We start from the raw sequence: 317 nt of genomic DNA on the forward strand, positions 1-317 counted from the left end.
ACCGACGAGACCGAGGCCGGCACAGCCGTGCGCACCCCGCGCCGCCGTCGCCGTACCCGGGGCGGAGCCCTCGCGGGTGCGCCGTCCGCCGGGACGGTGAGCTCGGTGGAGCCCGTGGAGGCGGCGGAGTCCGCCGTCGACACCGTCGAGGGCAGCACCGCGGAAGAAGCGGCTGTGGAGCCCTCCGAGGCCCACACGAAGTCGCGCCGCCGCCGTACCCGCAGGTCGGCGGAGGAGGTGGCGGTGGACACGGTGTCCGCCGACAGCCCGTCGCCCGCCGAGGAGGCCGCGGTCACCGTGGCGGCCCCGGTGGTCAC

The 317-nt window shown here is 77.9% G+C and carries 1 pseudogene; it reads left to right on the plus strand.

The features are described from left to right. A pseudogene (locus B9S61_RS40815) lies at positions 1-317 on the plus strand (hypothetical protein); the annotation flags it as partial.

The organism is Streptomyces sp. SM1 (assembly GCF_002910825.1).
Lineage (GTDB): Bacteria > Actinomycetota > Actinomycetes > Streptomycetales > Streptomycetaceae > Streptomyces > Streptomyces okerensis.